This is a genomic window from Agromyces sp. Y558, from assembly GCF_059445415.1.
On the sequence record NZ_JCAIUH010000004.1, the window covers coordinates 272345 to 297569 of the forward strand.

Annotated in this window: 19 protein-coding genes; 5 read left to right on the forward strand and 14 right to left on the reverse strand. The window is 68.6% G+C overall.

What is annotated here, in order from left to right; genetic code table 11:
- Nucleotides 1-15 precede the first annotated feature (15 nt).
- The 8 genes from AC1C2T_RS18825 to AC1C2T_RS18860 all read right to left on the reverse strand — a co-directional run bounded on the left by AC1C2T_RS18825 (nt 16) and on the right by AC1C2T_RS18860 (nt 9455).
- Complete coding sequence (locus tag AC1C2T_RS18825; RefSeq protein ID WP_495363004.1) at nt 16-372, reverse strand: hypothetical protein; 357 nt, start codon at nt 370-372, stop codon at nt 16-18.
- Nucleotides 372-1247: a T6SS immunity protein Tdi1 domain-containing protein gene (locus AC1C2T_RS18830; protein WP_495386282.1), complete on the reverse strand. Its 876-nt coding sequence runs from the start codon at nt 1245-1247 to the stop codon at nt 372-374. The genes AC1C2T_RS18825 and AC1C2T_RS18830 overlap by 1 nt, the downstream gene beginning before the upstream one ends.
- A 144-nt stretch (nt 1248-1391) precedes the next feature.
- Entirely contained in the window at nt 1392-1754 is a 363-nt protein-coding gene (locus AC1C2T_RS18835; RefSeq protein ID WP_495363006.1) for a hypothetical protein, read from the reverse strand.
- 93 nt (nt 1755-1847) lie between these two features.
- Entirely contained in the window at nt 1848-2126 is a 279-nt protein-coding gene (locus tag AC1C2T_RS18840; RefSeq protein ID WP_495386283.1) for a hypothetical protein, read from the reverse strand.
- A gap of 27 nt (nt 2127-2153) precedes the next feature.
- Nucleotides 2154-8066 carry a polymorphic toxin type 15 domain-containing protein gene (locus AC1C2T_RS18845; protein WP_495386284.1) on the reverse strand — a complete coding sequence of 1971 codons (5913 nt, stop codon included), beginning with the start codon at nt 8064-8066 and terminating at the stop codon, nt 2154-2156.
- 64 nt (nt 8067-8130) lie between these two features.
- Complete coding sequence (locus AC1C2T_RS18850; protein WP_495363009.1) at nt 8131-8442, reverse strand: hypothetical protein; 312 nt, start codon at nt 8440-8442, stop codon at nt 8131-8133.
- The gene (locus AC1C2T_RS18855) at nt 8435-9094 is read right to left on the reverse strand and encodes a WXG100 family type VII secretion target (RefSeq protein WP_495363010.1); all 660 of its coding nucleotides are present in this window, start codon (nt 9092-9094) and stop codon (nt 8435-8437) included. The genes AC1C2T_RS18850 and AC1C2T_RS18855 overlap by 8 nt, the downstream gene beginning before the upstream one ends.
- 67 nt (nt 9095-9161) lie before the next feature.
- Entirely contained in the window at nt 9162-9455 is a 294-nt protein-coding gene (locus AC1C2T_RS18860; RefSeq protein WP_168197117.1) for a WXG100 family type VII secretion target, read from the reverse strand.
- Nucleotides 9456-9693: 238 nt separating this feature from the next.
- Here AC1C2T_RS18860 and AC1C2T_RS18865 point away from each other — a divergent pair, with 238 nt between their 5' ends.
- Nucleotides 9694-10419 (forward strand): hypothetical protein, encoded by a 726-nt coding sequence (locus tag AC1C2T_RS18865; RefSeq protein ID WP_495386285.1) that lies wholly within the window; start codon nt 9694-9696, stop codon nt 10417-10419.
- Nucleotides 10416-11054 carry a hypothetical protein gene (locus AC1C2T_RS18870; RefSeq protein ID WP_495386286.1) on the forward strand — a complete coding sequence of 213 codons (639 nt, stop codon included), beginning with the start codon at nt 10416-10418 and terminating at the stop codon, nt 11052-11054. Before AC1C2T_RS18865 ends, AC1C2T_RS18870 begins: the two co-directional genes overlap by 4 nt.
- A gap of 33 nt (nt 11055-11087) precedes the next feature.
- On the opposite strand, the gene AC1C2T_RS18875 is transcribed toward AC1C2T_RS18870, so the two are convergent.
- The 3 genes from AC1C2T_RS18875 to AC1C2T_RS18885 form a co-directional block, all read right to left on the reverse strand.
- A complete protein-coding gene (locus AC1C2T_RS18875; protein WP_495363013.1) occupies nt 11088-11657 on the reverse strand; it encodes an FHA domain-containing protein in 570 nt (189 codons plus the stop codon).
- A gap of 118 nt (nt 11658-11775) precedes the next feature.
- Entirely contained in the window at nt 11776-16107 is a 4332-nt protein-coding gene (locus tag AC1C2T_RS18880; protein ID WP_495386287.1) for an FtsK/SpoIIIE domain-containing protein, read from the reverse strand.
- A gap of 47 nt (nt 16108-16154) precedes the next feature.
- A complete protein-coding gene (locus AC1C2T_RS18885; protein ID WP_495363015.1) occupies nt 16155-17240 on the reverse strand; it encodes a hypothetical protein in 1086 nt (361 codons plus the stop codon).
- A 169-nt stretch (nt 17241-17409) separates the two neighbouring features.
- On the opposite strand from AC1C2T_RS18885, the gene AC1C2T_RS18890 reads away from it, so the two are divergent.
- Nucleotides 17410-17970 carry a hypothetical protein gene (locus AC1C2T_RS18890; RefSeq protein ID WP_495363016.1) on the forward strand — a complete coding sequence of 187 codons (561 nt, stop codon included), beginning with the start codon at nt 17410-17412 and terminating at the stop codon, nt 17968-17970.
- Nucleotides 17967-18767, forward strand: coding sequence for a hypothetical protein (locus AC1C2T_RS18895; RefSeq protein ID WP_495363017.1), 801 nt, complete (start codon nt 17967-17969; stop codon nt 18765-18767). The genes AC1C2T_RS18890 and AC1C2T_RS18895 overlap by 4 nt, the downstream gene beginning before the upstream one ends.
- A gap of 7 nt (nt 18768-18774) precedes the next feature.
- Here AC1C2T_RS18895 and AC1C2T_RS18900 read toward each other — a convergent pair whose 3' ends face one another.
- Both AC1C2T_RS18900 and AC1C2T_RS18905 read right to left on the reverse strand, forming a co-directional pair.
- The gene (locus tag AC1C2T_RS18900; protein ID WP_495386288.1) at nt 18775-19869 is read right to left on the reverse strand and encodes a hypothetical protein; all 1095 of its coding nucleotides are present in this window, start codon (nt 19867-19869) and stop codon (nt 18775-18777) included.
- 93 nt (nt 19870-19962) lie between these two features.
- Nucleotides 19963-20172: a hypothetical protein gene (locus tag AC1C2T_RS18905; protein WP_495386289.1), complete on the reverse strand. Its 210-nt coding sequence runs from the start codon at nt 20170-20172 to the stop codon at nt 19963-19965.
- A gap of 51 nt (nt 20173-20223) precedes the next feature.
- Here AC1C2T_RS18905 and AC1C2T_RS18910 point away from each other — a divergent pair, with 51 nt between their 5' ends.
- Nucleotides 20224-21192, forward strand: coding sequence for an acetylxylan esterase (locus tag AC1C2T_RS18910; protein ID WP_495386290.1), 969 nt, complete (start codon nt 20224-20226; stop codon nt 21190-21192).
- A gap of 131 nt (nt 21193-21323) precedes the next feature.
- Here AC1C2T_RS18910 and rpoC read toward each other — a convergent pair whose 3' ends face one another.
- Entirely contained in the window at nt 21324-25220 is a 3897-nt protein-coding gene (rpoC, locus tag AC1C2T_RS18915; RefSeq protein WP_495363021.1) for a DNA-directed RNA polymerase subunit beta', read from the reverse strand.
- Nucleotides 25221-25225 lie beyond the last annotated feature (5 nt).

Sequence of the window (25225 nt, forward strand, 5' to 3'; positions counted from 1 at the left end):
CCGCGTGCTCCCCGATCAATCCGCAGCGGAGGTTCCGGCCGGATCCCAACCGGGGTAGCCGGCGCAGCCGACCGTGAGACGGATGAACCCGTCGGTCTTGTCGGTGAGGATCGCGTAGGACTTCGCCGCGTCGCCCGCGTCGACGGCCTCTTTCATGCTGTCGAGATTGCGCAGCGCCGTCGGCAGCCAGGCGAGGAACGGCCCGTCGGGCAGACCCGACGGGTCTTCGGCGAGGATGCCTCGCACGCTCGCGATCGCCTTCAGCAGCTCCGGGAGGTCTTGAGTGCGATACGCCGCCGACATGCTGGTCGCGACGAGTTCGGTGACGGGCTGACGCAGCCGATCGCACCGCTGCTCGAGGGTGTCGGCCATCAGGCGCCGCGCCCGTTCTTGTCGAGCTCGAACTTCTCGAGCGGGGTCCGCACCCCTTCGCGGAACGTCTGGAGGCCGGCGTCGAAGTCGACCGCCGAGCTGACGAACAGCACCGTCTCATCGGGCGCGACGAAGATCGTGCCGCCGCCGCGAACCGCGTGCACGACGCAGACACCGAGCCCGTCGGGCAGATCGATGATGTTCAGTTTCGGGCTGTCGGTGAGCTTGTCGAACAGCGCTCGCGCGACCGCGACGAGCCGGTCCTCGTCTGAGGCATCCATGGTCGCCTCTGCTGCGCTGTGCTCGGCCGCTGCCGTCTGCAGGTGCTGACGCACCGACGGTTGGCCGACGAGCTGCGCGATCGTCGCCAAGTGCTCGTAGAGGCCGACGAGCTGAAGGTTGCCCGGGTCGGGCGAACCGCCGAGGCCGAGCAGCGGTACGTAGCCGTAGCACTGCTCGAAACCGGGCACGCCGTCGCGATCGCGTGCCTCAGGATAGGGCTGCCATTCCCAGGCGACGTCGCGCTCTGCCGTGTCTTCGATCAACGCGACGAGCTGGTCGACGTCGACGCCCTCGATGAGGTCGATCACGCCCCAGCGCGCCTTGTAGACGAGGTAGAGCCCATTGACGTGCACGACGAGGTCGCCGAGAGCCGTGGCGAACAGCACCGTCGAGCCCTCGGGTAGTTCGAACACGTCGGCGAGCATCTGCGCGGCACGCGACGGGTCGAGGAACCGGAAGTACCCGTCACCGACCAGAACCGCGCCGTATGTACGCCAGAGATCGGCGACCTCGGTCGGGACCGCGCCGGCGAATGCGGCGATCGTGTCGTCGGAGATGGGGGCGACCGGATCAAAGCTCCGGAACCTCGTCATGCGTGACCCTTCGTCTGGCGGGAGCCGTTCGGCCCACTGTTGAAACGGATCGGCTCGATGCGGCAGGCGACGCCGAGCCGCCTCGGAGAGTCTACCGAGGCGTGAGGCGAACGACATGGGGAGGAGTCCCCATGTGCGTGATGGTCAGCCTTCGTGAGCAGGAATGTCGAGGCCGAGTTCGACAAACGGTGTGACGAGTACCGTGAACTGCTCGGGGGTGAGCCGCCGGCGCGTCTGGATCGCGCGCGCCGCCGTGGAGATCACCGTCCGGGCATCCGAGTGGAGCCCGAGGAGATGGTCGTCGAGTTCGTCGGCACGGGGAAGCAGCGCTGCTCGAATCCGATGATCGAGCTCGGCATTCGCACTCGCGGACGGACCCGCGGCATCGCTCGCTTCCTGACCGCCTTCACCCCAGAAATCGAGCTGGCGTTCGAACGCCGCTTCGAGGGTCGCCGCGGGCAGGGCCGTCGCTGCGTCGACGAACCGTGTCGTCTCCGGATCCAGCATCAAATCAGCCCTGTCTCGGTCATACGTGCACCGGCGCGATGCCGCATGCCTGCACGTTCGACGGCCAGGTGGATGCTTCGAGCATGATCATCCTCATTCCGTCGCGGGGACCGGAGTCATGCTGCTGATCTTCTCGAAGTTCGGGGTGTGGAACTCCTGACGAACAGCGCCCGTGCGCTTGTCGATGAAGATCACGACGTTGTCCCAGCGCCCATACGCCTGGTCTCCGTCGAGGTAGTACTGACGCGCCCCCCAGACCGGCAGGTAGTCCTGTTCGTCCTCGAACCACTCGTCGGCGATGTAGAGGTCCCCTGAGATCGCGGGCGGGCGTTCGGCGAAATACCGTTCGAGCGCGTGGCGTGCTTCATTCATCGTCACCATGCTTCTAGTCTCCATCCTTCAGCCCACCGGGACCGCGGCGTTCTCGTATTCCTCGTCGTCGTCTTCCTCGTAGTCGTCGCCGGGGCCATTGGTCGCGAAGTCACGCGTGATGCGCTGCCCGTTCTGGCCAGCACCCTGAGGAGCCGAGGTCTCGGGACTCTGCGGAACGAAAGTATCAGGAGCAGCATCTGGAACGTCAGGAGCCAGGGCTTCGGGACTCGCGGGAGCCGAGCCATCGGGACTCTGAGGCTGTGAGGTTTCGTGCCGGACATACGTGGCCCCAGCCTTCAACCGATCGACCTGAGCTCGAAGAGTGTCGATCTCACCCAGTAGACGGCTCGCCTCCGAAGCGCTCGTCGCCGGGTCGTGCAAGGTGACGAGCGCTTCGGCGATCAGTTCCTCGTTTCTCGCCTGCCAGCGTTCGTTGGCAGCCAACTCTCTGGCGACCAACACTCGCGGCCGATCAGACGGGGTCGGGGCGGCCTGCCAGTCGCGCAGAAGCTGCTTCTCATCGGAATTCAGAGGCGTAGCCGTCGTCACGACATCGATCGTCGGCACGAGATCGTCAACCCGGAGCACCCGGATATCACCCATGCGATCCAAATAGCGGGAAACGTCGGTGTTGTTGATCTGGCCGTCGTAGAGCTTGATGCCGTCAGCCTCCTTCACGACGGTGAAGACGTGACCACCACCGGTCTGCCACATACCGCCGATGAAGCCGCGACCGCCCACCGGCCACGAAGCAGTGAACGAATCCAGTGCATCGCGCTGCGTCGAGTGCCCGGTCAGGTCGAGCGCGCCGAAGTCACGACGGCTGCCGTCCGCCTGCACCCAGTCAGCTGCAATGGACGAAGGGAGACGCCATTCGCCGCCTGCCGGGACCACAGCGCCTGAGCTGTCGACCGTCGCCCCCAGCACGGTCGGGCTCGCCATGACGTCATAACCACGGAACCGCAGCTCCAAAGCATTCACCACGTAGTGGCAGTTGTTCATGAATCGCGTCGCGTCGGCATCCTTCCCTGTCGTGTTTACCGCTTGAACGGCATCTGCAGAGGTCTCGGGCGACGCGAGGTGAGGGAAAGCTGCATCGAGAACGGGATGGTGGGGGGCGGCCGGAACCGCGGTTGCACCCGCCGTGCCCTCAGAATCATTCGCACTGTCCGCAGGCGCATCGCTCACGGATGCTGCTTCGTCAGCAGACTCAGCAGAATCAGTACCCGACTCGGCAGGATCGGCATCAGTCGCAGTAGGGTCGGCATCGACTTGTGCAGGATCAGTACCCGACTCAGCAGGATCAGTACCCGACTCAGCAGGATCAGTACCCGACTCAGCAGGATCAGTGCCCGAGTGCGGCTCTGGAATCGAAGCAGCGTCTGCTCCTGCGCGCGTGGGCGCTCCGTTCCCTGTGCCTGCAGGCGGGCTCGCGGGGGTCGGCGACGACGAGGCCGACCCCGGAGCGGGTGCCGCAGGAGGGGCGGATGGACTCGCGGTCGAGCCTGTCCCCGATCCGGTGCCCGGTGTCGAGCCCGCGGGTGTTCCCGACGGCGAGGCGGAGCCCGTTCCCGACGGCGAGGCGGAGCCCGTTCCCGACGGCGAGGCGGAGCCGGTCACCGGCTTCGCCGAGGTGAGCGTCGCCTGAGTGGCGTTCGGGTTAACACCGGTCGAGTCGGTGGCGCCGAGGTGTACGTTCAGCCTGATGTGCGCGAGAAGGTGCGGCGGCTTGATCGTCCGTGCTACGCCGGCGACACTCGAGCTCAGACCCTGGATGCGCTTGCCCACCCACCCCGGGCCGAGCGAGCTGTTGATCGGCGAGTGACCGACGCCGTCGAAGCGGTCCGCGCGCCCTCCCGCGCTCTGGTCGGGCCCGTGAAGCACGGCAGGCTTCGAGAAGATGCTCCTGACGCCCTTGGCCGTCATCGCGTCCAGCGCGGATTGCTGCAGGGTCTTCGCCACCCGATTCCACTTGTCGTAGAACCTGATGTTGTGCCGGAACTCGGCGATCGTCAGGTCGTTCAGACCTTGCTGCTGAAGGCCGACTTGGCGCTGGAACTCAGCCCAGTCGTGATCGGAGTTCGACCGGTTGAAGGCGGTGACCGTGATCGGAACGCGGAGCGAATAGGACTTCTTATCAGGGTTGAGCTGGATCGGCGAGTCCTTCTGCTTTGCGAGCGCGTCGAGCTCCTTCCGGATCTCAGGTGTCAGCTCGGGGATGTCGTAAGCGTTGTACGTCGTTCCGGCCCCGGCGGAGCCGTCGGAGGCGAATGAGGGGTCCTTACGGTGCGCGGGCGGAGTCCACTTCGGCCTCGAGGCGCCGCGGTCGCTGCCGTCGGAGGAGTCGTTGCCGTCACTCGAATCCGTGGTCGACGAACCGTCAGTGCCGTCGACCGTGGTGGACGAACCGTCAGTGCCGTCAACCGCCGGGCTCGACCCGTCGACCGTCGGGCTCGACCCGTCGACCGTCGGGCTCGACCCGTCGACCGTCGGGCTCGACCCGTCGACCGTGGCCGGTGTCGAAGGCGTGCCTGGAGTGGAGGCCGTGCTCGGCGACGTCGGAGATGACGGGGTCGTGGCCGTTGACGGCGAGTTGGGCGCGCTGTGCGTCGGCGAGGTCGTCGTCGATGCAGGCGACGACGGGGTCGTCGGTGACGACGGGGAAGTCGGCGACGCAGGAGACGACGGAGTCGTCGTCGATACGGGCGACGACGGAGTCGTCGTCGTGGGCGACTGCCCGTCGGTGTTCGGCGCGTCGACGTTCGTCCCATCGGCCGCCGGCGTCTCGGGCTTCACGGCGTTCGGCTTCGTGCCGTCGGGGTTGGTGACGCGCTCGGGCTGGATGGAGGCGTCCCAGTTGGTCGCGCGCGGCTCGTGGGGCGGCCACGGCGAGCGAGTGCCGTTCTGCGCATCGAGCGACCACACGGTGTCGCCGTCGAAGAAGGCGTTGAACCAGTGACCTGCTACGAGACCCCGGTCGACACCGACCACGCAATGCGAGCCCGCACCCATGTCGCGCAGGGTCGCCTCGACCTGCTCTGGAGTCATCGGGGTCTGCGGGTTGCCGGTCCGCACCTCCATCTCGGGCATGTCGAGGGTTCCGATGGGTGCCTCGGAGTGGGGGTTGCCGTTCAGGAAGTCGTTGAGGTTGGCCGAAGTGTTGCCGCAGTTGTTCGAGTAGTCGCTGGCAGGGTCATTCGGGTCAAAGTTCGGATTGATCTCCGCGAGCGCCTTGTCGATCTCGTCGAGCGTGCGATCGCTGTCGTTCGATCCGCCCTCGTCGGCCTCTGGAGCCTCGGGCTGATCTTTGGCGTTGTTCTCGGGCGTTCCACCGTTCTCGGGATCCGATCCGGAGTCGGCCGTGTTCGCGTCGTTCGAATCGGCGTCGATGCCGGAGCCGTCGGCACCCGAACCATCGGCGCCGGTGTTCGGCGAACCTGCCGAGCCGTCTGCGTTCGGGCCGGCCGGCTTGGGCGCAGTCGGGGTCGAACCGCCGGGAGTGTGCGTCGGCAGGAAGCCGGGCTTGCCGATCATGACGGCCGCAGCACCGGCCGCAACCGCAGCGCCGGCCACGTCTTCCGGGGCCATCAGGCCATCGACATCGGATCCCTCGGGCGAAGTGCCCTCGCCGCCGTCACCGGACACGTCGGTCGAATCGGTCGAATCGGCGTCGCTCGAGTCGGTATCAGCGTCGTTCGAATCGGTCGAGCTGCTGTCAGCGTCGCCGTTCGAGCCATCGCCCTTCGAGCCAGTCGACGAAGCGCCACCCGCCGCACCCGCAGTCGGCGCCTCTGAGCCGTTCGAGCCGTCGCCGTCCACTGCCGGTGCCTCGATATCAGGCGTCCCGCCATTGTCAGCAGGCGTCCCACCGTTGTCGGCAGGAGTCCCACCATTGTCAGCCGGAGTCCCACCATTGTCAGCCGGAGTCCCACCATTGTCAGCAGGAGTCCCACCATTGTCAGCCGGAGTCCCACCATTGTCAGCCGGCGTCCCACCATTGTCAGCCGGCGTCCCACCGTTGTCGGCAGGCGTCCCACCATTGTCAGCCGGAGTCCCACCGTTGTCGGCAGGCGTCCCACCATTGTCAGCCGGCGTCCCACCATTGTCAGCCGGCGTCCCACCATTGTCCGCAGGCGTCCCACCGTTATCCGCCGGCGCGCTGCCGTTGTCCGCAGGAGTCCCACCGTTATCCGCCGGCGTGCTGCCGTTGTCGGCAGGAGTCCCACCATTGTCAGCAGGAGTCCCGCTGCCGTCGCCGGCACCGGCGCCACTGCCGTCGCCACTACTCGGGATGTCGACCGATCCCCCGCCGTCGCCGGCACCGCCGTCACCGCCACCGCCCATCGGGGCATCCGTCGGAATATCGACCGATCCCCCGCCGTCGCCGGCACCGGCACCGCCATCACCGCCGCCGCCCGTCGGGGCATCCGTCGGAATATCGACCGAACCGCCACCGTCTCCGACGCTGGTGCCCGCATCCCCCGCGCCCGGCTGCGGCGCGTCGTTCGAGATGTCGACCGAGCCGCCACCGCCCTGGTTCGACGAACCATCGCCGGAGCCTCCGGGCGTCGGAATGCCGTCTGGAGTGGTCACACCCGAGCCCGCACCTGCGTTCGACCCCGGCTTGAGTGCGCTGAGGCCACGGCCGCCGGCTGTCATGCCGCCACCGAGCAGGGCGCCCAGCACCATGCCCGAGATCGGATTGAACGCGGTGTCGTTCATGCCTGCTTCGACCCCGGAGCTCACGAGACCGTCGGCCGCGCCGCCGACCGATTCTGCGCCGACCTCACGCATAGCGGCCTTGAAGCCGGGCCCACCTGAACCGCCGAGACTTCGCGAAACAGGTGAGGCGATCGCACCACCCGCGAACGCGGACACGAACGCCGTGCCGACGTTCTGCTGCTGGTAGCCCTCTTCGTCGGCTCGAGCGGAGTTGACGTAGGTGACCGAGATGGTCGAGGCGAGACCCGCCTGCAGGCCCTCCTTCGCGGCGCGCAGGCCACCGCGCACCAGAATGCCCTTGACACCGCGGATACCCCTGAGAAACGTCTTCAGCCTCTGGATGAGCTGGGCGATCTTGATGCACCAGCGGACGACGGTGTGGCCGACCTTCGCGGCCGTCGCGAGCGCACCGATACCCACGGTGACGATGCTGAGCAGGCCGCCGATGGCGAGCTCCGCGGCAATCTCGATCGCCATCTGCTTCAGGAACCAGCCGAGCTCTTCGCGCATCTGACCCAGCTGGGTGCGGAAGTTTCGAATCCACTGCTCCATCGCGTCGGCGCTCTGTCGGAGCTCACCGAGGCCGGTCGACATGCTCGTGCGGCAGGCTAGCATCGAGGCCTTCTGCGGGCCGGGCAGCGTCACCGAACCGGCGTTCGTGAAGCTCGAGGCGACACTGGTGCGGGCCGAGGTGATGCTGGTGGAGAAGTCGCCCCAGGCGTCGGCCGCGGTCTGCAGCTTGTCTTCGTCGCCGGTGGGGATGACGACGCCGACCTGGGCGAGACCCCACTCGAGGAGCTCCTGGAACTCTCCGAGCGGACCGGGCCACCCCGGACCGAGTGCGTCTGCCGGGTTCGCCTTCTTCTTGTTGTCGATGCGTGCGGTCGCCTCTGCCGGCCGCGCTGTGTCGGGGTCGAGCCCGGCACCCGGCTTCTGCGCCGCGTCGTAAGCGCGTGCCGTGTTCGAGAGCGCAGCGTCGAGGATGCGCAAGGCCTTGCCCTGCGAGGTGACCGCGTCGATCGTCGGACCGGCGAGCTGGTCGTATCCATCAGGACCCTCGCAGAATTCCTCTGCGGCGTTGTCGTCGCCCGCCATGCCGCCGCAACCACTGAGCTGCGAGAGCAGTGTGTCCACCGCGCTGTCGAGCGTCGCGGCGATGCTGTAGAGGTCATCACCATCTTGCACGAGACGTGCAGGATCCAGCTTCACCTGGGTCATCAGGAGTCCTATCCGAGTGTCGGTTCTGATACGAGAAGGCGCGAGCAGGCGGTTGGCCTCGGCGCTACGCCTCGAAGTTCGATTGGATCGACGCCCACGAGGAGTCGAGTTTCTCAATGGTGGAGGAGTACGCCTTGGACGAGGCCTCCGCCTGGTTCTTGAGCGCCAGGGCGTTCGCCTCGATGGCTGAAGCGCCGACCGTCCAAGCGCTGAACGAGCCGAGGAACGCCTGCATCGCGGGGCCTTGCCACTCGGTGGGCAGCATGTAGGCGAACCCGCTCGCTCCCTGCTTGAGTGCCGAGGCATAGCCGATGAGTTCGTTCATCGTCTGCACGAGCTCGCTGAGCTCAGTGGTGTCGGCCTGCTGCTCAGCCATTCGCGCCGCCTCCCTGGAACTGTTCGAACGCCTCGACCACGGGGCCGAAGTCGGGCAGGTCGATGTCGACCTCGACGTACCCGTTCACATCAGGCTCGCCGTCGGCACTGAGGCGGAAGACGCCTTTGCCGATCGAATCGTCATCGCCGTCGCCGTCGGTGTCTCCTGAACCACCGCCTGTAGCCTGGCCGCTCGTCTTGCGCGAGCCGAGCGCGCCACCGCCGAACTGCTCGACCTCGTCGTCGCCTGCGTAGTCGCGACCGAAGAACTCGGCCATGTCCTCCGCTTTGTCCTCGCCCTTCGCCACGCGCGTGCTGAGGTTGCCCGAGGCACTGCGCACGCTGACGAGGCCCTGCTGGCGCTGGCGGAAGCCGGTGCCGATGCCCGTCTCGGTACGGGTGTAGCTGCCGTCGGCGGCGATCAGGCCCTGCTGCAAGCCCGTGAGGGCGAGCCGGACCTGCGAGGCCAAGGTCATGAATGCGCCCCAGTTCTCACTGAACTTCTCGGCGTCATCACCGACCCACGTCGTACCTGCCATGCGGCTGACGACGCTGTCGGCTGACGCGAGGTTCGCGTCGAACGTCACGATGACGTTGCCGATGAGCGCCGCGACCTCGCTCAGCGAATCGGCGCGTACTTTGAAGAAGACCATCCATGACCCCTAGCCGTGAACCGATGCCGGCGTGCGTCGCCGCACGCCGGCATCTGTTGTCCTTACGTCAGCCGTTGAACGTGCCGGCGATCGCGTTCTCGCTGTCTTCGTACGACAGCGCAGCCTGGTTGAGCAGGTCGCTGATGCCCTGAAGAGACTCCTTCAGTTGGAGACCGGCCTGGTCCCACTGCGAGTACAGCTCGTTGAAGCTCTGCGACGCGGTGCCGCCCCAGTCGCCCGAGATGAGTCCCTCGACCAGCGACTTCAGGTTCGACAGCTGCGACTCGATCGACTGCGAGCCGCTCGAGAGCTGGCCGGCGACACCGGCGAGAGAGTCGGATGTGACGCGGATCTCCGCCATGATTTCCTCCGTTGAATTGGATGCCTCGGTAGGCACCGCGCAGGAGCTTTCGCTCCGAATTGTCTGTGCTTCGAATACGCTACCTGCAAGCACCGGAAATGCCGATGGGGAGGACTCCCCTACTGGTCCCCGTCGGCTCCACGCGGCCGCCCGCCCCCGAATGCGCGACACGCTGGAGGCCGGGTAGGCTGACGGCGCGCGCGATACACCTCGTCCGCGGCAAGACATTGAGGATGCTGTGCAGGCGGACTACCGGGCCCACGTCGACCGGGCGAAGGTTGACACGACCGAGCGTCTGAATCGTCGCCTCCTCGTGGCCGGCCTCGTCACTGCGGCCGTCTTCGCCGCCCTTGTCGTCGTCGCGATCATGAAGGGCTTCGGCTGGTTCACGGTGGTCATCGCCGCAATCGCGATGCTCGCCGGCCTCGCGTCCGCGATGCTCGCACATCGACGCCGACGCGCCCTCGGGCTGCTCATCTCCGACGACGACATCGCGATCGCCGTCGGATCCACCGGTGTGCAACTCGCGTCTGCCCCGCTCATCCCATGGTCCGAGATCGTCTTCGTCGGGGTGCTCGACGACCGGCAGCGCACCGGCAGGCTGCAACGCCTGCCGGTCATCGGCTTCTTCGCGAACACCGCGGTGCGTGCCGGCAGCGGCACCCTGCTGTGCGAGCTCGGAGTGCGCGACGCGGTGGCGCTGCGCGACGCGTTCGCGGGCGCACCCGGCGGTGAACGCGTCACCGTGTTCGATGAATTCGACGGTCGGCGTCGCGGCCTCGTGCCACTCCTACTCGATGCGGTGCTCGACGACGCCAGCGCGCACCAGGCGGCACAGCTCGTCATCCGCGAGGCCGAGCGCCGAGGCATCCCGGCCCGCGCCTTCGACCGCATCTTCGACTACTTCGAATGGAAGGGGCCGATGATCGATCACAAGTGGCCCGTTCAGAAGGGAACCCAGTGACCACCGAACCTCAGGAGCAGCCGCTGCACGCGAGCCCGACCGAGGTGCGCCGCGTGCGCTCGCACGGGCAGATGATCGCCGCGGTCGTCATGCTCGTGCTCGGGCTGGCCCTCTTGATGCTCAGCATCGTCATGTACGACTCCCTCGTCGAACTGTCGAGCACATACCGCGGCCGTCGAGGCGGCCTGCGCGACGCGGTCGCCCCCGGCGCGGTGCTGCTCAGCGCCGGAGCCGCGCTGGGCGGACTCGTCTGGCTGCTCGCCTGGTCGTACCGCTGGGAGCGCGTCGCCACCGGAACGGTGCTGAAGCAGCAAGCGAGCTCGTATCTGGCGCTGCCCTCGCACGAAGCCTCCGCCGTGCTCGGCCGACTGGCCGGCGGCGACCCGCGGGTCTACCTGCCGCTGCCCCTCACGAACAAGGGAGACGTCGTCTTCAGCATCTGGCTCGCCAGGGCCGACCGCGTCGCCTACGCCGCCGTCGCCGGCCGCAACGGGCGTGACTGGCAGGCCCTGCCGCTCGTGCGACTCGAGGGGTCCTCGTACGAGGCGATCAGCCGCCTCACGGTCGACCACTACGGCGCCCGCGCCAGCCAGACGATCGTGAACGGCTTCGTCTCGGGTCTCTTCAGCGACTGACGACCGAGCGAGTGCACGCGACCCGCTGCCGCGTCAGGCAGCGTGCAGCACGAAGCTCAGATCGCCGAGCCAGATCGTATCGGCGATCTCGACCGCGACACGGGTGCCCGCGCTCTCGAGCGGCACCACCTGACCGGCGCGCTCGATCCGCGAGCCGTTCGCCGATCCGGCGTCACCCACGGTGATCTGACCGCCCTGCACCTCGAAGAAGAGGTGTACCCGTGAGACCGAGCGCGTGTCGTCGACGACTTCGACGGCCCGGGCGCCCATGGCGAGCGCGGTGTCGGCGGGCTTGCGACCGATGACCGCGGACCCCTCGACGACGATTCGCTGACCGGTCGAGAACAGCAGCTCGACCCGCTCGATCGGCGCGACGGCGGCGGGCTCTGGCGCAGGCGCCTCGATGCGTGCGCCCGGCTGCTGCCAGGGCAGCGAGCGCGGCAGCGGAACGGGCTCGAGCGGGGCGGCCGCGGCCGGAGCCGGGGTGTCGTTGCGCGGCGCCGGCTTCGGCTTCGCGACCTGGAACTGAGCGGGCACGGGCGGCGTGCTCGACTGCGGGATCAGCTGACCGCACGAGATGCAGTACATGCTGTTCGGCTGCAACGTGGCGTCACAATACACGCAACGGGCAGAAGCCACTCGGATCATCCCTTCTCGACGGGCGCGCCAACCGGTCACTCCCGGTGTCGCCCGGCTCAGTCTACGTGCGCGAGGCACTCCTTCATTGTCGGATATCGGGCACCCGCACCGGCAGCCAGCCGCTCGGCGTCGTGAGTACAGCAGAACCGGGCGTGGCGCGACCGAGCATGAACTTCGGAATCGGTGAGCCGACCGCCTGAGTGCCCATGATCGTCGACTCCGGGCGCAGGACGAGGGCACGCCTGGCGCGCTTCGCCTCGACGACCGGACCACCGAACAGCGTCGACAGCGACTCGGAATCGGCGGCCACGATGAAGACCGCACGATGCTTCGCCCCCGCGAGCGCGTGCTCGATGGGCGCGTTCTTGAGCTGCTCGGCGTCGTCGACGACGACGGTGACGAACTCACCGGCGGCGTCGAGGATCGGGTCGAGCTCTGCCGGACCGATGTCGCCACCCCTGAGGACGTGGATTCCGTGAGCGGCCGCCACTTCGGTCAGGATCGACTCGCGACCCGCGACCACGACGACCGGGGCCTTGCGCCAGGCGAGCTGGTGCACGATCGCCGCGAGCGCCGAGGAGCGACCCGACTTGCGGGGGCCGGTGACGACGAACCCGCCGTCGGCCGGCCAATCGAGCGTGAACCGCGACAGCAGGTCACCGCCGACCGCGACGACCGGGCCGTCGTCTGGCCCGGACTCGCCGAGCGGGAGGTCGTAGGAGGCCGTCAGCGCGAAGTGACCGGGCAGCGGATCGACGCGGAACGGCGAGGGCAGCGCTGCGAGCTGCGGGAACTGGTCGAAGTGGTCGCGCACCTGCTCGACGATGCGGCGCAGCGCAGTCGTCTGCGCCTCGCCGCTGGTGTCGTGCACGAGCACCGCGAGCTGGGCCTCGGCGGCGTTCGCACCGAAGAGCACGCGACCCGGCCCGAGGTTCAGCGGGACCTCACGGGCGAGGATGCCGGCCGTGCGGTAGTCGGCGATGTCACGCAGCGGCAGCACGTACTGCTCGTCGATGAACGAGATGATCTTGTCGCCCGTGATGCCACGGTCGCCGGTGATGATCACGCGCACACCCACCGCGGGTCCCTCGCGCAGGATCCGCATGAACTGGTCGCGGAAGGTGACGAGCTGGTCGGGGTTCATCGTCGAGAGCATGCGCTCCCAGCCGTCGACCGCGACGATCGCGAACGGCAGCCGCGTCTCGGGGGTCGACTGGGCCCGCTGCTCGGAGATGTGCCCGACACCGGCGCCCGAGAGCACCGACTGGCGGCGGCCGAGCTCTTCGAGTAGGCGCTGCACGAGGCGCGGCAGCCGATCGGAGTCGAGCTGGGTGACGACCGCACCGGTGTGCGGGGCGTCGACGAGCGGCAGCAGCGCACCGTTGCCGAAGTCGATGATGTACATGTGCAGGTCGGCCGGGGAGAACTCCTGCACGAGCTGCGCCAGCATCGTGCGCAGCGCCGTCGTGCGGCCCGAGAGGGCACCACCGAGGAAGAGCACGTGCGAACCCTCTGCGACGCCCCAGGTGAGGGTGCGCTGCGATTGTTCCCCGGGCACGTCTTCGAGGCCCAGCGCGATGTGGTGCTCGGGCACCCGCTGGTCCTGGAACTTCTCGAGCGGCAGCACGTTCGGCAGCGGCATGAGCCACGGCGAGGGGTTCTTCGGCACGCCGAGCTGCTGGGTGGCGGCCGTCACGAGGTTCACGAGCGCCCGCAGGTCGGTGTCGTCGTGGTCGGCGTTCTGCTGCTGGGTCGACACCGCCTTCGGATAGCGCACCGGGTAGCCGAGGTCCGCCCACTCGAGCGGCGCCTTGCGCGGCAGCACTTTCACCTGGCGCTGCGCTCCGGGACGGATGCCCGCAACTCGAGCGGTCTGGAAGGGTGCGGGCGCCGAAGCCGGCCCCGTGCGCACGAAGCCGCGGCCCGGAGTCGAAGGACTGATCATCGCCGCCTCGCCCGAGCCGAGGATGTCGGAGGAGTCGGTGCGGTCGGTGACACGCAGAGCGACGCGCAGGTTGATGTTCGACTGCATCTCGGGAGTGACGACACCAGCGGGCCGCTGGGTGGCGAGCACGAGGTTCACGCCGAGCGATCGACCGACGCGGGCGATGCGCACGAGTCCGTCGATGAACTCGGGCAGCTCGGTCTTGAGCTCGGCGAACTCGTCGATGACGATCATCAGGCGCGCGAGTCCGCGACGGGCGGCCGTGTCGGCGTCTTTCGCCCACGCGGAGTCGACGTCCTTCGCATTCATGTCGCGCAGCACCTTCTCGCGGCGCTTCAGTTCGGCGTCGAGCGAGGCGAGGGCGCGCTCGGTCTCGCGGGCGTCGAGGTTCGTCACCATGCCGACCGTGTGCGGCAGCCGCTCGCAGTCGGCGAATGCGGAGCCGCCCTTGTAGTCGACGAGCACGAAGTTCAGCGCGTCGGGCCGGTTGGCCATCGCGAGGCTGACGACGAGCGCCTGGAGGAACTCGGACTTGCCCGAACCGGTGGTGCCGGCCACGAGGGCGTGCGGGCCGTCGCGCGAGATGTCGATCGCGAACTCGCCTTCACCGGTCGCGCCGACCACGACGAAGGTGTTGCGCGGGTGGGTGGACCAGCGGCGCACGATCGGCTCGGGGTCGTCGAGGTCGATCTTCAGCAGCTCGGCGTAGCGCACGCTCATCGGCAGCATGGCGTCGTCGCCGACGCCGCTGACGTGCCGCAGCGAGCAGAGGCTGCGCGCGATCTGTTCGCAGCGCGTCACCGAGAGGCCGTCGAGCAGCACGATCGGGTAGTACTCCGAGCCGGTCTCGACGCGTGCCATGGCAGGGTCGTGGTCGTCGACGACGACGACGCTCTTGGCCTCCTCCGGCAGTCGCGCACGCTCGCTGTCGAGGGCGATGACGTGGATGCCGTGAGCCGCGCCATGCTCGAGCAACGGCACCATGCCCGGCAGCATGCGGTACTCGCGCGCACCGTCGACGACGACGAGGATGTCGTTCGACGGTGGGGCGCCGCGCTGGCCCGAGGCGCGTACGCGCTGCTCGAGCACGACGCCGAGCTCGCGCACGCGCTCGCGTCGGCTGTCGCCGGTGTTGCCGATGGCGGCCGCGGCCGAGCCGCTCTCGGTGTGGGGCAGCCATTGGGTCCACGCCCAGGCCCCGGCCGCGTCGTCGGGGCACACGATGACGATCTCGGAGTCCCGGGGCGAGCGCAGCGTCGCGAAGCTCGCGACGATCGAGCGCGAGACGCTGCGGACGGCTTCAGCTGGCCCGGCGATGCCGAGAGGCCCGCTGCGCAGCTCGGCCGCGATCGGCGCCGGCGCCACTCCGACGCGACGCGACTCACCGCGATCGCGGCCGCCACCCTCGAAGCGCACGTCGAGGGCGACCTCGGCCACGCCGACGCGCATCGACAGGGCGTCGACATCGGTACGACGCCGCTCCCAGAGGCGCGACAACGGCTTGGTCGCGATGTCGCCGATGACGACCGGGTCGGGCAGTCGATACCAGTTCTCGAGCCGCTGCACCTTGGCGAGGTCCTCGATGCGCCGCTCGGCGATGCGCACCTCCTCGATCCACTGCTGTTCGGTCTTCACGCCCTTCTTCTTCGCCAGCTTGCGGTTGGTGAGGAAGGAGCCGATGACCATGATGGGGCTCGCCGCCGCCATCAGCAGCATGATCGCGCGGCCGAACACCATCGCCATGGTCACCCCGAGCACGACCGGGATGATCGCCGAGAGCCACGGCAACGGCGACTGGTCGGGGTCGTCGGGGCGGTCACCGGGCAGCGGGATGGCCGGCTGCTCGGTCGCGGGGCGGATACGCGACGGGCGGTTGAAGCCGCGATCGCCGAGGGCGTCACGGGTGAGGTCGGCGTCGGCGGCCGGCGCGACACCGAGTCGCAGCACGCTGCTGCCCAGCTGCAACAGGTCGGCCGGCACTATCTCGCGCGCCTCTTCGAAGCGCTCGCCGTTGACCCAGACCTCCGCGTCCGGTGCCGGGGTGAGGGTCGCAACGAGGCGTGCCGGGCGACCGTCAGCGGTGGCGGCCTCGCTCAGCGCGAGGGTCGCGTGCATCGGCAGCAGCGCACCGTCGGCGACGACGATCGAGGCGCCTGATTCGCTGCCGACGGTCACGGTGGCGCCACGGGCGAGGGCGACTGCGTCGCCCGCGAATGGGCCGCCGACGAACTCGAGTCGCAGGGTGCCCGGCGGCAGCGACTGCTCGCCTCGGGTGGGCACGGATGCCCCGGACAGCAGCGTGCTCTCGGAGAGCGCGGCGGCGTCGCCGGCGAGCGGGTCGAGTACACCGCTGGGCAGGCCGAGCGTCTCGGCGACCTCGCCGACCGTCGTCGCCTCATCGACATCGAGCGCCCACGAGCCCGCGGCATCCCCACCGGTCGCCGGATCGATCGTCAGTCTCAAGCTCATCGGTCAGGCCCTCCGCCTTGGGTCATTCGTTCATCACTCATCGTTCGTCACGCGCCCACCCGATCGAACACGGACAGGAGCGGCCCGAGCAGTCCGCCGCCGGTCGTCCCGTCGTCTTCGACCGGCACCGCAGGCGGCACGAGCACGGGCACGCCCGTCTTCGGCTGCTTCGGCGGCGCTATGGGTGCCATGCCCGGTGCAGGCTCGGTCGTGCCGGCCGGCACGACCGTGACCGAACCGAAGCCGCGGCCGCCCTCGGCAGTGGCTACCTGGAACGAGAACTGATCGATGCCGCCGTCGCCGCGGTACTCGGCCGTGCCGTCGGCCGCGCAGCGCACCTGCCCGCGAATCGGATCGCCGCAGCCGACCACGATCAGCTCTCCCCCGCCGAGCGGAAAGGCGAGCGCGTTCAGATCGACGCTCGCCGCGCCCTCGGCCAGCTCGACGACGATGTCGGCGGTGGCCAGTGGTCGGACGGCCGGGTCGAGGATCGAGACGGCGAGTTTCGCATCGCCCGACCATGATCCGTAGTCGTCCGCGAAGCGGAAGACGAGTTCGACGGGGCCCCGCGCATCGGCGGCGGCCCGGAACACGAGGTGCGTGGGGGTCGCCCAGAGCGAGCCCGCGCTCTCGGGCTGCACGGCGACGGCGCGCAGGCTGCCGCCGGTGGTGCTGCACACCTGGCACTCGAGCCCGAGCTCGGAGATCGGGATCCGCAGCAGCGATCCGGCCGGCACGGGGCGCAGCTCGGTGCTCGGCATCGCCGTGGGCAGCGCCGGCGGCTCGAGCGCCACCCGGTACACCGTCGTCGTGCTGATGCGCCCGTCGCTGAGCGACAGTCGCAGGGCCACGGCCCCGGCATCGGGGTCGTACTCGGGTGCGGCGAGCGAGATCGTGTTCGCTTCGCACGCGATGACCAACGGGGTCGCGGCGAGCGGCGCCGCGCAATCGGTGATGAACCAAGGAGCCGGGATGTCGATGGACGCGGTGCCGAGGTACGGGATCTCCACGCGAGCGGGGTCGGCGTCGGGCGGTGCCTCTGCGGCATCGGCAGCGAACGGAGAGGACGCCAGGAACAGCGTCGCCAAGAGCATAGCGAAGAGCATGGCGAGCGCCGGGAGTCGTCGTCGCACGATGCCCACTCTCACCTCTCTTGCGCTCTGCCGTGGGCGCCGGGCCGAGCAGGCGCACCGATATAGCATGGTACGCGGTCGTGCGACCAGCTCTGCGCGACCGACCGAACACCGCACGTACCGAACCGCGCACCGAACACCGCGTGCACCGAAGGCAGGGAGCCGAGCGATGACCGACCGCCTGACCGGGATGCCGTCGACGGCGACGAGGACGGCGACGGTCGGTGGGGCCGCGGGCCAGCCGCAGCTCGGGGGCCGTGGCGGGGCCCGCGCACTCGGAAGCGGCGGTTCGGTGCTGCCCGAGCTCTCCGAGGCGCCCCCGCATGTGCGCCGCTGGTGGCTGCACCCCGCTTTCATCGTCTCGGTCAGCCTCACCTTCCTCGCGCTCGCCGGACTCGTCGTCTGGCTCATCGTCTCGGCCCTCACCGACTCGAGCGTGAAGGTCACCGCCCTCTCGGTGAGTACCGAGTCCGGCAACCTGCGCCTGGACTGGTCGGGTCCCGACGCCGACTACGCGCTCTTCGCCGTTTCCGGCGACGGCACCGCGAGCGACCTCACCGGCTTCGTGACCGGCACCGAAGCGTGGCTGCCCGCCGCAGCGGGGCTCTATGACGACCGCACCTGCTTCGTGGTGCGCCCCGCAGGCGATCAGGGCGAAGTCTCGCTCGAGGCCGCCACCGTCGCCGATCAGAAGGGCGCGAGCATCTGCGCGGCGGACGCCGCCTCGTGACCGCGCCCCGCAGCGCCGCGGGCCGCTCGGCGGGTGCAAGCGCGGCGAGCCGCCGAGGCATCCGGATCGCCGCCTTCGCCCTGGCCGCTCTCGCCGCTCCCGCCCTGCTCACCGCCTGCAGCGCGGCGGCCGAGCTCCCGGCCGCGCCGATCGGCATCGACGCCGAGTCCTTCGACGGCGCATCCGGCAACGGGCTCTGGCTGGCCCCCTCGAGCGAGATCGCCTCGATCATCGTCCAGTCTGTGCACGCCGCCGGACCGGTGTCGATGCAAGGCACGGTGAACGAGTTCATCTTCACCGAAGAGGGCGAGACGCTGCCCGCCCGCATGCTGACGATCGACTATGCGGGCCGGCCGTCCGGCTATCGCGCGCACTTCCTCGCGGGCGGCCTCGAAGCGCAACTGCTCGTTGACGGTGGGAGTACCCGGGTGCGAGGCAACGACGCCTACGCCGCCTCGAGCGGCCGCCCCGAACTGACGTCCGCGCAGTGCACCGTCGGCACCGATCCGGCCGCCGCCCAATGGGCGCCGTTCACCGAGCCGGCCGCCGTGCTCGACGCGGTGCTGTCCGGCGCTCAGCTGTCGGTGGCCGCTCCCGACGTCGACGACGACACCCTCGCCGTGCAGATCGGCTCGTCAGAGGCGATGGTTGGCGTGCTCACCGTCGAGCGATACGGTTCGCCGCTGCCGCGCTCGCTCAGCGTCGCCGAACTCGAGGGCGATACCGAACTCGCCTTCACGGCGTGGGGCGATGCCATCGACCTCGACGCGGCCGCCACCGAGCTGCCCTGCGGCTGAGCCGGGCTCAGCGCGCCTGCGGCCCTGCCGCGACCTCACGGTCGTAGGCCTCGAGGGCCAGGCGGTTGCGCTCGGTGACGGCGCGGCCACGCGCCGCGATCCAGCCGCCGAGCCAGATCGGGATCTCCCGGGCGATGACGGCTGCGACGATCGCGAACGGGTCGAGCCAGCGTTCGGCGATGAACTCGGAAGCCTGGTCGAGCGTGAGCGTCCACGCTTCGACGGCCAGCAGTGCACCGCCGATGTACGAGAAGTACACGAGCACCCCGACGAGGAGGCCGAACACTGCGTAGGTCCACCACGGCCCGCGATTGACGATCGCCGCGAGCAGCGCGAAGGCCAGGAAGAAGACGACTACCGGCACCCAGAAGGTCGGCTGGGCGAGGAAGTCGGCGATGCCGATGGCTTCGCCGGCCGGCGCTCCGTAGTTCAGGTAGAGCACGTATGCAATGACGGCGTAGAGCACCCCGAACAGCACTGTGCCGATGAGCGCGACGAGCACCCCGAAGCCGCGGTTGCCCCTCGCCTTCGGCGGGTTCGGAGCCTGCACGTAAATCGTCTGCGGCCCGGCCTGCGGAGCGACGTAGAGAGGTTCGGGCGTCTCGTCAGCGAGCGTCGCAGCGCCGGCGGCCGTGCCCGTCGCCACGGTCGCAGCGGGCACGTAGGTCTCGCGCCGCACGGTGCCGGCGGGAACGGGCGCGGGTACGGCCGCGACATCCGTGTCGTCGATGCCGCTGGTCTCGGATGCCGCTGCGTCGGCGTTCGCGCGCTCGACGGCCTCGTCGAGACGCGAGGTCACCGCGAGATCGTCGCTGCCGGCATCGGGCTCGATCACGGGCGCGGGTTCGGCATCGGTTCCGAAGGCCGGTTGGGCCGGGGTCGGCCCTTCACTCGCGCCGGTGGTGGCGACATCGTCCGCGTCAGTCGCATCGACCCGGGGCGCGACATCGTCCACGCCGGTCGCATCGACCGGGGGCGCGACATCGTCCGCGTCGGTCGCATCGACCACGGGCTCGACGTCGTCGACGCCGGTGCGGTCGTCGACCGGACCGGGGTGCTCGTCGTGTCGCCCAGGTTCGCTTCCGGGAGTCGTGCTGCTCATGATCGTGCTCCTTCCGGGCAACCCTCGTACCCGCGGTTGGACAACTGTAGCAACGCGCGGCCCCCGAGACCGGGAGCGCGCACGGCGCTTCGCTCAGTCGAAGATCGTGGCGACGATGTCATGCGTGTATCCGTCTGCGGCGACGTTCGACCAACGCGTGTCCGACCAGATGCCCTCCCGAAGGAGGTGCGACTCCCCCGACTCGCCCGCGTCGGATGACCGCTCGACGACGCATCGGGTGCCTGAGAGCTCTGCGTAGCACGCGAAGCCACTCGCGTCACTGGCGCGTACTGCGTCGGCCACCGGCGCGCGTTACGCTGACCACCGATTCCATCACAGACCCGGAAGGACACCGTGCCCCGCTTCGACCGCCCCTTCGACGAACTCCGCGACTATCGACCGGAGGTGGCTGAGCCCGCGGACTTCGATGAGTTCTGGGCGACGACCATCGGCGAATCCCGCTCCGTCGCCCAGCCGCCGCGTCTCACCCGGCTCGCTTCACCGCTCAGCTCGTTCGAGATCTTCGACGTGACCTTCAGCGGCTTCGCGGGAGACCCGGTGCTGGGCTGGTTCGTCGTGCCCGCCGGCACGGAGGGCCCACTCCCGACCGTGGTGGAGTACAACGGCTACGGCGGCGGCCGAGGCCTGCCGCACGAGCGGCTCGCCTGGGCGGGCGCAGGCTACGCGCACTTCATCATGGACACTCGCGGACAGGGCAGCGCTTGGGGCACGGGCGGCGGCACGCCCGACCCGCACGGCACCGGACCCTCGTTCCCCGGCTTCATGACCCGAGGCATCGACGACCCCACGGGGTACTACTACCGCCGGGTGTTCACCGATGCGGTGCTCGCCATCGACGCGATCCGCTCCCTCGACCGAGTCGACGAGACTCGCGTCGCCGTCTGCGGCGGCAGCCAGGGCGGCGGCATCGCGATCGCGGCGGCTGGCCTCACTGACGGTCTCGTCGCAGCGATGCCCGACGTGCCCTTCCTCTGCCATTTCGAACACGCCGTCGGCATGACCGATCGCGACCCTTACGAAGAAATCGTGCGCTACCTCTCGGTGCAGCGCGGCGCGGCCGAACGCACCTTCCGCACCCTGTCGTACTTCGACGGAGTGAACTTCGCCAAGCGCGCAACGGCGCCGGCGCTGTTCTCCGTCGCCGGAATGGACCCGGTCTGCCCGCCGTCGACCGTCTATGCCGCGCGCAACCACTACGCGGCCGACGCCGACATCGTCGAGTACGACTTCAACGAGCACGAAGGCGGGCAGGGCGTGCAGTGGCAGCGTCAGGCCGAGTGGCTCGCGACCCGCTTGGGCTGAGCGGATGCCGCGGCCTCCGTCGCTTCACCGGGTGACCGGATGCCGCGACCGTCGTGACACGAAACAGGGCCCCGGATTTCTCCGGGGCCCTGTTCGGTGCTCACTTCGACAGGCTCAGTGAGCGGTCACGTTCAGCTGTACGTGCCGGGGGTGAAGTCGTCGCTCGAGAACGCGTCGAAGTCGACGAAGCTCAGGTCGCCCTCGGTGAAGGCCGCGTCGTCGGTGAAGATGCGGTTCGGGTACCGCTCCGCCTTCGCCTCCTCAGTGGCCTCGACCGCGACGTTCCGGTACCTCTGCAGACCGGTGCCGGCGGGGATGAGCTTGCCGATGATGACGTTCTCCTTGAGCCCGACGAGCGGGTCGGACTTGCCCTCCATGGCGGCCTGCGTGAGCACGCGGGTCGTCTCCTGGAAGGACGCGGCCGACAGCCACGACTCGGTCGCAAGCGACGCCTTGGTGATGCCCATGACCTCCTGGCGGGCCGAGGCGGTCTTCTTGCCCTCGGTCAGCGCGGCACGGTTGATGCCGTTGTACTTCAGGCGATCGACGAGCTCACCGGGCAACAGGTCGGTGTCGCCGTGGTCGACGACGGTGACCTTGCGCAGCATCTGGCGCACGATGACCTCGATGTGCTTGTCGTGGATCGGCACGCCCTGCGAGCGGTACACGTCTTGCACACCGTTGACGAGGTGCTTCTGCACGTCGCGCACACCCTTGACCCTGAGGACTTCCTTCGGGTCGACGGTGCCGACGATGATCTGCTGACCGAGCTCGACGTGCTGTCCGTCTTCGACCAGGAGGGTCGAACGCTTGAGCACGTTGTACGCGATCGGCTCGTCGCCGTTGTCGGGCGTGAGGATGACCTTGCGCTGCCGGTCGGTCTCATCGATCGTGATGCGACCAGGGGCCTCGACGATAGGTGAAGCACCCTTCGGGGTACGAGCCTCGAAAAGCTCCTGCACGCGGGGAAGACCCTGCGTGATGTCGTCGGCCGAAGCCGAACCACCGGTGTGGAAGGTACGCATCGTCAGCTGCGTGCCGGGCTCACCGATCGACTGGGCAGCGATGATGCCGACGGCCTCGCCGATGTCGACGAGCTTGCCCGTCGCGAGCGAACGGCCGTAGCACCTCGCGCAGACGCCGACCGCCGACTCGCACGTGAGCACGGAGCGCACCTTGATCGTCTCGACCGCGGCGGCGATGAGCTTTTCGATGAGCACGTCACCGACGTCTTCACCGGCCTCGGCGACGACCTCGCCCTTCGCGTCCACCGCGTCGGCGGCGAGGCTGCGGGCGTAGACCGCGTTCTCGACGTTCGGGTCGCGCACGAGCGCCCCCGAAGCATCCGTCGTCGCGATCGGCAGTTCGAGACCCTTGGTCGTGCCGCAGTCGTCTTCGCGGATGATCACATCTTGCGAGACGTCGACGAGACGACGCGTGAGGTAACCCGAGTCGGCCGTACGGAGGGCCGTGTCGGCCAGACCCTTTCGGGCACCGTGCGTCGCGATGAAGTACTCGGCGACCGAGAGGCCCTCACGGTAGCTCGAGATGATCGGGCGAGGGATGATCTCACCCTTCGGGTTGTTCACGAGGCCTCGCATGCCGGCGATGTTGCGCACCTGCAGCCAGTTACCACGAGCGCCCGACGTCACCATGCGGTTGATGGTGTTGTCGGTCGGGAAGTTCTCCTGCATGGCCTTGGCGACCTCGTCGGTCGCCTTGGTCCAGATCTGGATGAGCTCCTGGCGACGCTCGAGGTCGGTCGTGAGACCCTTCTCGAACTGGCCCTGGACCTTGGCAGCCTGCTTCTCGTACTTCGAGACGATCTCGCCCTTGTTGGGCGGCGTCAGGATGTCGGAGAGTGCGACGGTCACGCCCGAACGGGTCGCCCACTTGAAGCCGGCGTCCTTGATTCGGTCGAGGGTCGCTGCGACCTCGGTCTTCGGGTAGCGCTCGGCGAGGTCGTTGACGATCTCCGAGATCTGGGTCTTGCCCGCCTGCGCGTTCACGTAGGGGTAGTCGACCGGCAGCGCCTCGTTGAAGAGCGCACGTCCGAGGGTCGTCTCGAGCAGGTACGGCTTGCTCGGCACGAAGTTCTCGGGGGTCTCGCCCTCGGCGAAGTGCAGCCCCTCGAGACGGATCCTCACCGTGGCACCGAGGTCGAGCGCGATCTCACCCGGACGGTTCTGGTCGAACGCGAGGATGGCCTCGGAGATCGACGAGAACGCGCGACCCTCACCGGCTGCGCCGGGCTTGCCCGTCGTCAGGTGGTGCAGGCCGATGATCATGTCCTGCGTGGGCAGGGTCACCGGACGGCCGTCGGACGGCTTCAGGATGTTGTTCGAGGCGAGCATCAGGATGCGGGCCTCGGCCTGCGCCTCCACCGAGAGGGGAAGGTGCACGGCCATCTGGTCGCCGTCGAAGTCCGCGTTGAACGCAGCACACACGAGCGGGTGGAGCTGAATCGCCTTGCCCTCGACGAGCTGCGGCTCGAAGGCCTGGATGCCGAGGCGGTGCAGCGTGGGTGCACGGTTCAGCAGAACCGGGCGCTCACGGATGATCTCCTCGAGCACGTCCCAGACCTGCGGGCGGGCGCGCTCGACCATGCGCTTGGCGGCCTTGATGTTCTGAGCGTGGCTCAGGTCGATCAGGCGCTTGATCACGAACGGCTTGAAGAGCTCGAGTGCCATCTGCTTGGGCAGACCGCACTGGTGCAGTTTCAGCTGCGGGCCGACGACGATGACCGAACGGCCCGAGTAGTCCACGCGCTTGCCGAGCAGGTTCTGGCGGAAGCGACCCTGCTTGCCCTTGAGCATGTCGCTCAGGGACTTGAGGGCGCGGTTGCCGGTACCGGTGACGGGGCGACCACGACGACCGTTGTCGAACAGTGCGTCGACCGCCTCTTGCAGCATGCGCTTCTCGTTGTTCACGATGATCTCGGGAGCACCGAGGTCGAGCAGACGACGCAGGCGGTTGTTGCGGTTGATCACACGACGGTAGAGGTCGTTGAGGTCGGAGGTCGCGAAGCGGCCACCGTCGAGCTGCACCATCGGGCGCAGCTCGGGCGGGATGACCGGCACGACGTCGAGCACCATCGCGGCCGGCGAGTTGCCGGTCTGCAGGAAGGAGCTGACGACGCGCAGGCGCTTGATCGCGCGGATCTTCTTCTGGCCCTTGCCCTCGGCGATCTGCAGGCGCAGGTCGTCGGCCTCGGCGGCCAGGTCGAACGCCAGGAGGCGCTTCTTGATGGCCTCGGCGCCCATGTAGGCGTCGAAGTACATGCCGAAGCGGTCCTGAAGCTCGTGGAACACCGAGTCCTCGGGCTTGAGGTCGCCGACCTTGAGGGTGCGGAAGTCCTCCCACACACGCTCGAGGTGCGCGATCTGCTCGTCTCCCGACTTGCGGACCTGTGTCATCTCCTTGTCGGCGGCGGCCTCTGCGCGCTTCTTCTGGTCGCTCTTGGCGCCTTCGGCCTCGAGGGAGGCGAGTTCCTCCTCCTTGCGGACCATGAGCGTCGCGATGCGTGCGTCGCGCTGGTCGCCGATGGTCTTGATCTCGAGCCGGAGCTCGTTCTCGAGGCCGGGCATGTCGGCGTGACGACCTTCGTCGTCGACGTCGATGACCATGTAGGCGGCGAAGTAGATGACCTTCTCGAGGTCTTTCGGCGCCATGTCGAGCAGGTAGCCGAGACGGCTGGGCACACCCTTGAAGTACCAGATGTGCGTGACCGGAGCGGCGAGCTCGATGTGGCCCATGCGCTCACGACGCACGGAGGACTTGGTGACCTCCACGCCGCAGCGCTCGCACACGATGCCCTTGAAGCGCACCCGCTTGTACTTGCCGCAGGCGCACTCCCAGTCGCGGCTCGGGCCGAAGATCTGTTCACCGAACAGACCGTCCTTCTCGGGCTTCAGGGTGCGGTAGTTGATGGTTTCTGGCTTCTTGACCTCACCGTAGGACCACTTGCGGATGTCCTCTGCGGTGGCCAGGCCGATGCGAAGCTCGTCAAAAGTCGTTGCGTCGAGCAATTTCT

Bases quoted from the DNA above. Each gene is read 5' to 3' on its own strand.
- AC1C2T_RS18830 (WP_495386282.1), bottom strand. From the start codon at position 1,247: ATGACGAGGTTCCGGAGCTTTGATCCGGTCGCCCCCATCTCCGACGAC.
- AC1C2T_RS18825 (WP_495363004.1), bottom strand. From the start codon at position 372: ATGGCCGACACCCTCGAGCAGCGGTGCGATCGGCTGCGTCAGCCCGTC.
- AC1C2T_RS18890 (WP_495363016.1), top strand. From the start codon at position 17,410: ATGACCGACCGCCTGACCGGGATGCCGTCGACGGCGACGAGGACGGCG.
- AC1C2T_RS18860 (WP_168197117.1), bottom strand. From the start codon at position 9,455: ATGGCGGAGATCCGCGTCACATCCGACTCTCTCGCCGGTGTCGCCGGC.
- AC1C2T_RS18850 (WP_495363009.1), bottom strand. From the start codon at position 8,442: ATGGCTGAGCAGCAGGCCGACACCACTGAGCTCAGCGAGCTCGTGCAG.
- AC1C2T_RS18840 (WP_495386283.1), bottom strand. From the start codon at position 2,126: ATGAATGAAGCACGCCACGCGCTCGAACGGTATTTCGCCGAACGCCCG.
- AC1C2T_RS18835 (WP_495363006.1), bottom strand. From the start codon at position 1,754: ATGCTGGATCCGGAGACGACACGGTTCGTCGACGCAGCGACGGCCCTG.
- AC1C2T_RS18845 (WP_495386284.1), bottom strand. From the start codon at position 8,066: ATGACCCAGGTGAAGCTGGATCCTGCACGTCTCGTGCAAGATGGTGAT.
- AC1C2T_RS18855 (WP_495363010.1), bottom strand. From the start codon at position 9,094: ATGGTCTTCTTCAAAGTACGCGCCGATTCGCTGAGCGAGGTCGCGGCG.
- AC1C2T_RS18900 (WP_495386288.1), bottom strand. From the start codon at position 19,869: ATGAGCAGCACGACTCCCGGAAGCGAACCTGGGCGACACGACGAGCAC.
- AC1C2T_RS18880 (WP_495386287.1), bottom strand. From the start codon at position 16,107: ATGAGCTTGAGACTGACGATCGATCCGGCGACCGGTGGGGATGCCGCG.